General features: G+C 76.6%; 9 protein-coding genes and 1 tRNA gene. 8 read left to right on the forward strand and 2 right to left on the reverse strand.

Going from position 1 to position 9,753, the window contains the following annotated elements; all coding sequences use genetic code 11:
• Positions 1 to 12: 12 nt before the first annotated feature.
• Positions 13 to 417, reverse strand: a complete 405-nt coding sequence (locus AOK18_RS21465; RefSeq protein WP_055695413.1) for a hypothetical protein — start codon at positions 415 to 417, stop codon at positions 13 to 15.
• 396 nt (positions 418 to 813) lie between these two features.
• On the opposite strand from AOK18_RS21465, the gene AOK18_RS21470 reads away from it, so the two are divergent.
• Entirely contained in the window at positions 814 to 2,256 is a 1,443-nt protein-coding gene (locus AOK18_RS21470) for an NsdA family TPR-like regulatory protein (RefSeq protein ID WP_055695414.1), read from the forward strand.
• 78 nt (positions 2,257 to 2,334) lie between these two features.
• Here the strand turns inward: AOK18_RS21470 and AOK18_RS21475 are convergent, their stop codons facing one another.
• Positions 2,335 to 2,931, reverse strand: coding sequence for a histidine phosphatase family protein (locus AOK18_RS21475; RefSeq protein WP_055573728.1), 597 nt, complete (start codon positions 2,929 to 2,931; stop codon positions 2,335 to 2,337).
• Positions 2,932 to 3,114: 183 nt separating this feature from the next.
• On the opposite strand from AOK18_RS21475, the gene AOK18_RS21480 reads away from it, so the two are divergent.
• The 7 genes from AOK18_RS21480 to AOK18_RS21510 all read left to right on the forward strand — a co-directional run bounded on the left by AOK18_RS21480 (position 3,115) and on the right by AOK18_RS21510 (position 9,753).
• The gene (locus AOK18_RS21480; RefSeq protein WP_055573727.1) at positions 3,115 to 4,089 is read left to right on the forward strand and encodes a phosphatase PAP2 family protein; all 975 of its coding nucleotides are present in this window, start codon (positions 3,115 to 3,117) and stop codon (positions 4,087 to 4,089) included.
• On the forward strand, positions 4,070 to 5,248 hold the full coding sequence (locus AOK18_RS21485) for a hypothetical protein (protein ID WP_055695419.1): 1,179 nt from the start codon (positions 4,070 to 4,072) through the stop codon (positions 5,246 to 5,248). Before AOK18_RS21480 ends, AOK18_RS21485 begins: the two co-directional genes overlap by 20 nt.
• Positions 5,239 to 6,897, forward strand: a complete 1,659-nt coding sequence (locus AOK18_RS21490) for a hypothetical protein (RefSeq protein WP_055695415.1) — start codon at positions 5,239 to 5,241, stop codon at positions 6,895 to 6,897. The genes AOK18_RS21485 and AOK18_RS21490 overlap by 10 nt, the downstream gene beginning before the upstream one ends.
• Positions 6,894 to 8,270 (forward strand): AAA domain-containing protein, encoded by a 1,377-nt coding sequence (locus AOK18_RS21495; protein ID WP_055695416.1) that lies wholly within the window; start codon positions 6,894 to 6,896, stop codon positions 8,268 to 8,270. The genes AOK18_RS21490 and AOK18_RS21495 overlap by 4 nt, the downstream gene beginning before the upstream one ends.
• Before the next feature lie 219 nt (positions 8,271 to 8,489).
• Entirely contained in the window at positions 8,490 to 8,843 is a 354-nt protein-coding gene (locus tag AOK18_RS21500) for a hypothetical protein (protein WP_055695417.1), read from the forward strand.
• Positions 8,844 to 9,051: 208 nt separating this feature from the next.
• Complete coding sequence (locus AOK18_RS31205) at positions 9,052 to 9,690, forward strand: bifunctional DNA primase/polymerase (protein WP_079105125.1); 639 nt, start codon at positions 9,052 to 9,054, stop codon at positions 9,688 to 9,690.
• Positions 9,681 to 9,753 (forward strand) — tRNA-Lys (locus tag AOK18_RS21510). The genes AOK18_RS31205 and AOK18_RS21510 overlap by 10 nt, the downstream gene beginning before the upstream one ends.

Consider the following 9,753-nt stretch of genomic DNA (forward strand, 5'->3'; position numbering starts at 1 on the left):
CCCCGGCCGTCCTCAGCGGCAGCCGTCCACGGCGTCGAGGAGGCGCTGCGCCTCGCCCAGCGCCTCCCGCAGGGCCGCGGGGTCGGTGGCGGGGTCGGTCTCCTCGGGCGGCAGCAGCCAGTCCGGGCCCCCCGCCGGCGGCTCGGGGGCGGCGGCCGGGGGCAGTCCGCGGCCGTCCGTCTCCCGGCAGACGCTGCCCGGCACGTCCCACCCCGCGGCCGTCCCCGGCGGCACCAGGAACCCGAGCGTGCACCCGGCGTCGTCGTGCAGGACGGGGCCCACCGCGTCGCCCGCCTCACCGCGCCGGAGGATGTCGACCGCCTCCAGCCCTTGGCGGGCCGGAACCGTCACCACCTCGCAGCAGCCCGGCGGCCCGCCGCGCGGCGTTCGGGGGTCACCGCCCCGGCTGTCCGTCATCCCGGCCTCCGTCTCCCGGCCTTCGCATCTCCGGCCTCCACCCACGCGCTCCTGCGGTCCCGCCCGGCGGGCGGGACCGGGCCCCGGGGACCGGGCGCGCTCCCGGCCCGTCCCCGGCACACCGGGTTCTCCGTCTCCCGGTCCGCAGGGTTCAACGCGTCGGGCCGCCCATGGCTACGGCGGAACCCATTAGCACAGAATGGCAGTTCATGGCGGATCACTGACGAGATATCCGTTTTGTTGCCGAACTTTGCGTGGCGACTCCGTCACAGCGGGTACGTTCGTGCCCGCCGGTACCGGAGCGACGCCGCGCGGCCCATGGGCGCACCATGACGCACCGCGAGGAACCGCCCCGGGGCCCGGCATGGTTCGACGGTTCGCAGAGAGGACCCGGCCATGGCGTCGTCAACGGTGCCCTCGTCACAGCCCGACCGGCCCCCGCGGCCGAACCTCGTCTTCCGGCACCTGCGCGGACCGCGCTCGCCGGCCGAGTTCGCCGCGTCGGTCCGCCGGGCCGCCCGTGAGATCGGCGAGCGGGTCAGCTGTGACGCGCGGTACGTGCACCGGGTGGAGGCGGGCGAGATCCGCTGCCCCAACTACGCCTACGAGCGGGTGTTCCTGCACATGTTCCCCGGCCGCACGCTGACCGACCTGGGCTTCGCGCCCCGCTCGTCGGTCCGCGGGCGCCGGACGCGGGACGACGGGGGCACCCCCCCGGCGCCCCCCGGGGCCCCGGCGCTCGTCACGCACGGGAGCGGCGGAGCCCCCGAACCGTATGACCCGCACCACCCGTACGACACGCACCACGACTACGAGGAGAGCGACGTGCTGCGTCGCGCATTCATGACCGGCGGGGGCGCCACGGTGGCCGCCGCCTCACTGGGCCCGCTCGCGCTCGCCCCGGACGCCTCGGCGGCACAGCGCGCCGTGCGCCGTCCCGGCGCGAGCGACGCCGGAGCCCTGGAAGAAGCCGTCCGCCACATCCGGGTGCTCGACGACCGGCACGGGGCCGACGGCCTCTACCGGCGGGCCTCCGCGCCCCTGCGCGCCGCCTACGCCCTGCTCGACGCCGGCGCGACCCGGCAGCGGACCGCGGACCGGCTGTACGCGGGCGCCGGTGAACTGGCCATCTCCGTGGGCTGGCTGGCGCACGACTCGGGCCGCTTCGACGACGCCCGCTCGCACTACGCGGAGGCACTGGCGACCGCGCGGGTGACGGGGGACCTCGGCCTCGAGGCGCACGCCTTCTGCAACACCGCCTTCCTCGCCCGCGACGCGGGCCGGCCGCGGGAGGCGGTGCGGGCGGCGCAGGCCGCGCAGCGGGCCGCGCGCCCGCTCGGCTCGCCCCGGCTGATGTCGCTGCTGGCGCTGCGCGAGGCGGGCGGCTGGGCGGGGCTCACCGACCGGGCGGGCTGCGAGCAGGCGCTGGCCCGCGCGCAGGCCTACTTCGACCGCGGCACCGCGCCGGCCGACCCCGAGTGGATGACCTTCTACGGGGAGGCCGAACTGGAGGGCCTGGAGGCCCAGTGCTGGTCCGCCCTGGGCGACTGGCCGCGGGCGGCCCGGCACGCGCGGCGGGCGGCGGAGCTCCAGCACCCGCACTTCACCCGCAACATCGCGCTGTACACGGCGGAGCTGGCGGACGACCTGGCGCGCGGCGGACACCCCGACGAGGCCGCCGCGGCGGGGATGCGGGTCCTGGACCTGCTGCCGGAGGTCCAGTCGTCCCGGGTCCGGACGATACTCGCGGGCACTGCCCGCGTCCTGCTCCCGCACCGCAGCGCCGCCGGCGTCTCGGCCTTCCTGGACCGCCACGCCTCGCTCCCCCGCCCGGTGTGACCGGCCCCCGCGCGGTGCGGCCGACCCCCGCGCGGTGCGGCCGCCGCGCGGGCGGCGGGGGCGGCGGTTTCGGGGCGTTCAGCCCGCCAGGTGGCCCAGGTCGTTCCAGCTCTCCACGGCCGGCTCCCCGTACGCCCAGCCCAGGACCGACAGGGAGGTCGGGTTGAGGCGGATGCGGGCCGCGAAGTCGAGCGGCAGCCCCAGCCAGCGGGCGCCGATGGAGCGCAGGATGTGCCCGTGGGCGAAGACCAGGACGTCGCGGTCGGCGGAGCGCGCCCAGGCCACCGCCTCGTCCGCGCGGGCCGTCACCTCGGCGAGGGTCTCCCCCTCGGGGACGCCGTCCCGCCAGATCAGCCAGCCGGGGCGGTCCGCCCGGATCTCCTCGGGGGTCAGGCCCTCGTAGGCGCCGTAGTGCCACTCCATGAGGGTGTCCCAGGGTCGCGCCCGCTCGCCGAACCCGGCGAGTTCGCAGGTCTCCCGCGCGCGGGACAGCGGGCTGGTGCGCACCTCGACGTCCGGCACCCCGTCGTACGGCGGCCGGTGCAGGCGCTCACCGAGCAGTTTGGCGCCCTGCCGGCCCTCGTCCAGGAGCGGTACGTCGGTCCTGCCGGTGTGCTTGCCGGACAGCGACCACGCGGTCTGTCCGTGCCGGGCCAGCAGCATGCGCGGTGCCATGGGAGACCTTCCGGAGAAATCACAGGTGCAACCCCTCCATCATCGCGCACCCCGAAGAGGGGCAACCCGGGGGACGATCTCAGCGTCTATCAGGGCCGGGACGGCTCCACGCAGCGCGTCCACACCGTAGAGTGGCCGACCGCCGTGGGGGCGCCGCGCGGGAACGAGGGGGAGGGCGATCGGATGCCGCACACCGAGACACCGGGTACCGAAGGGGCCCCGGCGACCCGGCTGCGCTGGTGGACCGAGCTGCCGCTGATCCTCCTCGTGTACGCCTGCTACTCGGCGGGGCGGCTGGTCGTCCGGGGCGACGTCGCCGACGCCGTGGACCACGGCCTGGCGATCCTGCGCATCGAGCAGGCGCTGCACCTCAACGCCGAGCATCCGCTGAACCGTCTCTTCACGCGCGAGCCGTGGCTGGGGATACCGGCCGACTTCTGGTACGCGTCGCTGCACTACCTGGTGACGCCCGTGCTGCTGGTCTGGCTGTTCCGCTCCCGCGCGGCGCACTTCCGCGCCGCCCGCACCTGGCTGATGACGTCGACGTTCATCGGGCTGATCGGCTTCACGCTGCTGCCCACCTGCCCGCCCCGGCTGCTCGACGCGAGCCACGGCTTCGTCGACACCATGGCGCAGTACAGCTCGTACGGCTGGTGGGCCGGCGAGGCCAGCGCCCCCCGGGGTCTGGGTGGCCTGACCAACCAGTACGCGGCGATGCCGAGCCTGCACGTGGGCTGGGCCCTGTGGTGCGGCGTGGTCCTGTGGCGGCACGGCGGTACGGGCCCGGCGAGGGCGGCCGCCGTGGTCTATCCGCTGGTGACGGTCGTCGTGGTGATGGGCACCGCCAACCACTACTTCCTCGACGCGGTCGCGGGTGCCGCCGTGATGGCCGCCGGGCTGCTGCTCACGCCGGTCGTGCTGCGGACCGCGGACCGGGCGAAGACCCTCGTGCCGACGCGCTCCGCACCGGTCCCCGCGGTCTCTCCCGTCTCCGGTTCCCCGATTGTCAGTGAGGGATGCCAGACTTCCGCGGGTGAGCACATTCCAGGGCAGCGGCAGCGACGGCTCGAGCCACGGTTCGCCTCCGGAACCGGGCCGGGCCAATCCCCCCCGGCCCGGGGGGAAGACGCCGAGACAGCTGCGGCACCGGCTCGCTGAGCTGCGCGGCCCGGACGTACGGGCCAAGTCGCTGGACGCGCGCGCCCTGGCCGCCCTGGCCGCCAACCCGGGCTGCGAGCGGCGCGCGATCCTCGACGGCGCGGGGGTGGACAAGGCCACGCTCGCGGGCGCGTTGGGCTCCCCGTCGGCCTTCGGCCAGTCCCAGTTCGCGCTCGTCCGGGGCAACGCGTTCGAGGCCAGGGTCAAGGCCGACGGCGGTACGGAACTGCTGCGGCTGGTCCACGAGAAGCTGGACCGCTCGGCCGAACCGCCCGCCGCCGCCCGCGTGCCCGACCTGTCCGCGGCGGGCCACGCGGGACGCGCGGCGCGTACCGAACTGGCCCTGGGCGAGGCCTCCCTGACACCGGGCGAGTGGACGCTGCTCGACCATCCGCTGCTCGCGCTGGACGTCGCCGGCTCCCCGGCCTTCCTGGAGCCGGACGCGGTGGTGGTGCACCCGGACGGCAGTTGGACGGTCGTGGAGATCAAGTCCTTCCCCCTGCTGGACGGTTCCGCCGATCCGGCGAAGGTCGGCGCGGCGGCCCGGCAGGCGGCGGTGTACGTCCTCGCACTGGAGGAGGTCGCCGCCCGGCTCGCCGCCGCCCCGGACGGTCCCGGCGAGGCCCCCCGGGTGCGGCACCGGATCCTGCTGGTGTGCCCCAAGGACTTCTCCAACCTGCCCACCGCGTCCGCCGTGGACGTACGCAAGCAGCGCGCGGTGACCGCCCGTCAGCTGGCCCGGCTCACCCGCATCGAGCACATCGCGGACGCGCTCCCCGAAGGCACCTGCTTCGCCCCCGGGCTGCCCCGCGAACGGCTGGCGGCGTCCGTGGAGGCCGTCCCGGCGAGCTACGCGCCGGAGTGCCTGTCCGCGTGCGAGCTGGCCTTCCACTGCCGGGACCGTTCCCGCGCGCGGGACGCGGTGACCGCCCTGGGCCGCCCGGTCCGGGCCGAACTGGGCGGCCTGACGACGGTCGAGGACGTCCTGGCCGCGGCCCGCGGCGAGCTCGGCGACCCCGCCGACCCGACGGTCGCCGCCCTGCGCAGGGCGGCGGCCCTGCGCGCGGAGGCCCTCGCCGCAGCGGCGGCGTCCCCCGGCCCGCAGGTTCTCGCCGGCACGGCGGGAACCACCCGCGCGGGGGTGGCCCCTTGTCCCTGATCACCACCCTCGCCCGCCTCGAGGCCGTCAGCACCGGCCGCGCCCGGCCCGCCGCCACCGTCCGGCACCGGCACCTGTCCGAGCGGCCCCTGGTGTTCGTGCCGCTGACCACCGCCGGCGAGGCGGGCGCCCCGCTCGGCGCGCTGGTGGGCACCGACCGGGACGCGCCCCGGCTGCTGGTCGTGCCGCAGCCGCGCGACCGCGACCTCAGGTTCGCGTTCCTGGCCGAACTGGCCGACGTGGTCCTGCCCTACGTGGACGGCTGCGCCGAGGCCGTGGAGGCCGCGGAGCGCAGCGAGACCGACCCGGAGACCGGCAAGCGGGTCAAGGTCGAGGTCGAACTGTGCGCGGACGCACCGCAGCTGATCGTGCCGAGCCGGGCCGGTGTCGACTTCGTGCGGCTCCTCGGCCGGTCCACCCGGTTCCGGCGCACGGCGGAGCAGGACCCGGAGGCGCCCTTCCCGGCGCCGCCCCGGGTGCCGCTGCTCGGGCGGTGGCTGACGCACTTCGCGGAGCGGGCCCGGGTGCCCGGGTCGTCGCTGCTGCCCGCCATGACCGATCTGCTGAGCCGGCACTGGGCGACCGGGCAGTCCTCCCTGGAGGACCAGCACCTGGGGGCGCTGCTCGCGTGGATCGACCCGCCCGCGGGCCGCTCGGGCGCCGAGGCCGCGCGGGAGGCGGAGCTGGCGCGGGACGCGGACGGGCAGCTGCGGTGCCCGCCCGCGGGCCCGGCGACCGACCCGGCGTTCGACAACAAGCTGCTCGCCCCGGCGATCGAACGCTACGACCGCGCCCGTACGGCGCTCGCCGCCGCGCAGGACGGCCTGGAGGCCGACGAGCGGCTCGGCGCGCTGACGGCGGCCGAGCGGGAGATCCGCGCGCTGGTGGAGAGCCGTACGCGGCCCACCTGGGACGCGGTGTGGCGGGGCCTGGACCTGCTGCGCGCGCTGCCCGAGGGGGCGCGGGTCGAGGAGCGGTGGACGCGCGACCGCTGGTCCTTCACCGGCCACCGGGACCGGGTGCTGGCCGGTGAGCCGCCGCAGCCGCGCCGCGACGACGCGGTGACCGCGGCCAACAAGCTCGCCGCGCGCGAGCGGGAGCAGGCCCGGCTGGAGGCGCAGGAGGCCCTGGACGACCCGCTGGTGATGGCGGGCCGCCGGCTGTCCGGCGAGGCCTTCGCGGGCGAGGTCACCGATGTCGTCATGGCGTACAGCGAGAGCAAGCGGCCGAGCCCCCGCCCGCTGGTCACCGTCCGCACGGACGACCGCCCGCACCTGGGCGCGCGGACCCGGGTGTACCGCTCGCTGGGCGGGAAGCCGCAGACGGCCGAGTTCGTCGGGTACGAGGACGAGACCGACGGGCCCGGGAGCGACGGCGCCGGGGAGGGGCCGGCCGGGGCGGGGCAGCCCGCCGGCGGGCTGCTGGTCCTGCGGATCACGGACAAGATGGGCCGCGGCAGGGAACCGGAAGCGGGCTCGGTGCCGGAGAAGGGCGACCGCGTCTGCTTCACGCTGTTCGAGCACGAGCCGCGCGGCGGGGCGAAGCTCCCCGACCCGGAGGAGACGCCGTGGACGCACGGCGGCCCGCCGGGCGCCGAGGCCGCCGTGCGGGAGCCCGCCGACCCGGTGACCGAGGAGGACCTCCTGTGACCCGCTCGTCCACCGCGTCCCCCTCGCCCGCCCCGTCCGCCGGGGCCGTCTTCGACGCCGGCGCGGCCGCCGGCCGGGCCACCGACGCGATCCTGCGCGACACCCTGCACGGCGCCGCCCGCGGTGTGGTCGTCGACTCCCCGCCCGGCGCCGGCAAGTCCACCCTCGTGGTCCGCGCGGCGCTGGAGCTGGCCGACGCGGGCCGTCCGCTGATGGTGGTGGCGCAGACCAACGCCCAGGTCGACGACCTGGTGCTGCGGCTCGCCGAGAAGAACCCCGCCCTGCCGGTCGGCCGCCTGCACAGCAGCGACACCGACCCGTACGACAAGGCGCTCGACGCACTGGACAACGTCCGCACGTCGGCGAAGGCGGCCGACCTCGCCGGGCTCGACGTGGTCGTCTCGACGGCCGCCAAGTGGGCGCACGTCAAGGGCGTCGAACCGTGGGCGCACGCGATCGTCGACGAGGCGTACCAGATGCGTTCGGACGCGCTGCTCGCCGTGGCCGGGCTGTTCGAGCGGGCGCTGTTCGTGGGGGACCCGGGGCAGCTGGACCCGTTCTCGATCGTGGGCGGCGAGCAGTGGGCGGGACTGTCGTACGACCCGTCCGCGTCCGCCGTGACCACCCTGCTCGCGCACAATCCCGAGCTGCCGCAGCACCGCCTGCCGGTGTCGTGGCGGCTGCCCGCCTCGGCGGCGCCCCTGGTGTCGGACGCGTTCTACCCGTACACGCCGTTCCGCAGCGGCACCGGGCACGGCGACCGGCGGCTCGCGCTCGGCGTCCCGTCGGACGGCTCGGGGCCCGACCGGGTGATCGACGAGGCCGCCGAGTCCGGCTGGGGCCTGCTGGAGCTGCCCGCCCGGCACACCCCGCGCACCGACCCGGAGGCGGTGCGGGCGGTGGCGCTGGTGGTCCGCCGGCTGCTGGACCGGGAGGGCGCGTCGGTCTCGGAGCGGTCCGAGCAGGCGGTGCCGCTCACCGCCGACCGGATCGCCGTCGGCACCGCGCACCGCGACCAGGCGGCGGCGGTGCGGGCGGCGCTGGCCGGACTGGGGGCGGCGGACGTCACCGTCGACACGGCGAACCGGTTGCAGGGACGGGAGTTCGACGTCACGGTGGTGCTGCACCCGCTGTCCGGCCGTCCCGACGCCACCGCCTTCCACCTGGAGACGGGCCGGCTGTGCGTGCTGGCCTCACGGCACCGGCACGCCTGCATCGTGGTGTGCCGGGCGGGTGTGGGCGAGCTGCTGGACGCGTACCCGTCGACGGAGCCGGTCCAGCTGGGCACCCTCGTGAAGTTCCCGGACGGCTGGGAGGCCAACCACGCGGTCCTGGCCCACCTGGCCCGCCACCGCATCACCTGGCAGCCCTGACCCCCACCCCGTCCCCGCCCGGCCGCCCGGGCGGCCGGTACCCGGCACGGTCCCGCCCGGGCGGCCGACGCCGGGCACGGCCCCGGCCGGGCGGGCCGGGTGTCCGGCGGTCCGGTCCCACCGGCCCCGAGGCCCTCTTGCGGGACGCGGGAGAATGGAAGACGGCCCGCTCCCGCGGTGGGCCACCGCACACGCACGAGCAAGGACGAAGGAGAAGACATGGCGGAGCCCACGCCGCATCGGGACGAACCGCGGCTACGCCCCGCGCCCCTGCTGTTCGAGCCCACGGCGGCGGCCGCCGACCCGGAGCACTTCTTCGACCTGGAGTCGCTCGACGACCCGCACGCCCTGCTGGAGCGTGCGACGGAACTGACGCTCGCCTTCCGCGCGGCGGCGGACCGGGCGATGGAGTTCCAGGCGATGGCGGCGGCCCAGCTGGCCGATCCGCGGCGCTTCGACCGGCTGACGACCGCCGACATCTCCGAGCGGGCCGAGTGGACCGAGGACTACGCGAAGAAGATGGTCGAGTTCGGCCGGGGCCTCCTGCGCGGGGACGAACCCGGGACCGCGTAGCGCCCGCACGGGGCACCCCGTCCCCCTCCGGCCGCCCCGTCGTCCCCCGTACGGCCGTACGGCCTCGCGGCTTCCCGCCGACCCGGAACCGTACGGCCGAACGGGTGTGGCATATGCCAGGCGGGCACCATACCCCCCGCCGCTCCCACGCGTCCCCGATTCCCGCAACCCTGGGAAACCGCTCCCTCACCGCCGGTAGACATGAGGCATGAGCAGGACACGCAACGCCCTCGACACCGGCCGTCCCCCCGGTACCCCCGGCGCCGCCGACGCCACCGGAGTCACTCCGGCCGGCGCCGCCTGGCTCGCCTCCGCGGGAACGTATCCGCGCAGCACGCTCTCCCTCTGGGAGGAGCGGCCCCACGCGCCGGTCGTACTGCCCTGCGGCTCCGTCTTCGACGTGGTGAGCGCGCCCTCCCCCTTCGGGCGCCGGATGCTGGACCGGATGTGGGACGAGGGGCCGGGCTCCGGCCCGGTGGCCGGGTTCCGCGGCCGGATGCTGCTGTTCGCGGCCCCCGGCACCGCCCAGCGGCTGCCCGCGCTGCTGGGGTGGGAGGAGTGGGACGCCCGCGGCAGGGACAGCGGGGAGGCCGGCCGTACGGGCGCGGTGCCGCCGCTGCTGTGCCACGGCCCCGGGGACGCGGTGACCGTTCCGGCGCCGGCCCCCCGCGCGGACCGCTCCGGCTCCCGCTGGCTGGTCGCCCCGGACACGCGCCACCCCTGGCTGCCGGGCCCGGAGGTGCTGCTCTGGGCGGCCGTGCGGGCGGCCCGCGCGGCCGTGCGGATATCGATTTTTCCTCCCGCCGACCAGGGTGCTAATGTCTACGACGTCAGCAGGCGCCGCTAGCTCAGTTGGTTAGAGCAGCTGACTCTTAATCAGCGGGTCCGGGGTTCGAGTCCCTGGCGGCGC

The sequence above is a fragment of the Streptomyces prasinopilosus genome, assembly GCF_001419695.1.
GTDB classification, from domain to species: Bacteria; Actinomycetota; Actinomycetes; order Streptomycetales; family Streptomycetaceae; genus Streptomyces; species Streptomyces prasinopilosus.

Excerpts from the sequence above, each read along its gene's own strand:
- AOK18_RS21465 (WP_055695413.1), bottom strand. The coding sequence starts at position 417 with ATGACGGACAGCCGGGGCGGTGACCCCCGAACGCCGCGCGGCGGGCCG.
- AOK18_RS21470 (WP_055695414.1), top strand. The coding sequence starts at position 814 with ATGGCGTCGTCAACGGTGCCCTCGTCACAGCCCGACCGGCCCCCGCGG.
- AOK18_RS21475 (WP_055573728.1), bottom strand. The coding sequence starts at position 2,931 with ATGGCACCGCGCATGCTGCTGGCCCGGCACGGACAGACCGCGTGGTCG.
- AOK18_RS21480 (WP_055573727.1), top strand. The coding sequence starts at position 3,115 with ATGCCGCACACCGAGACACCGGGTACCGAAGGGGCCCCGGCGACCCGG.
- AOK18_RS21500 (WP_055695417.1), top strand. The coding sequence starts at position 8,490 with ATGGCGGAGCCCACGCCGCATCGGGACGAACCGCGGCTACGCCCCGCG.
- AOK18_RS31205 (WP_079105125.1), top strand. The coding sequence starts at position 9,052 with ATGAGCAGGACACGCAACGCCCTCGACACCGGCCGTCCCCCCGGTACC.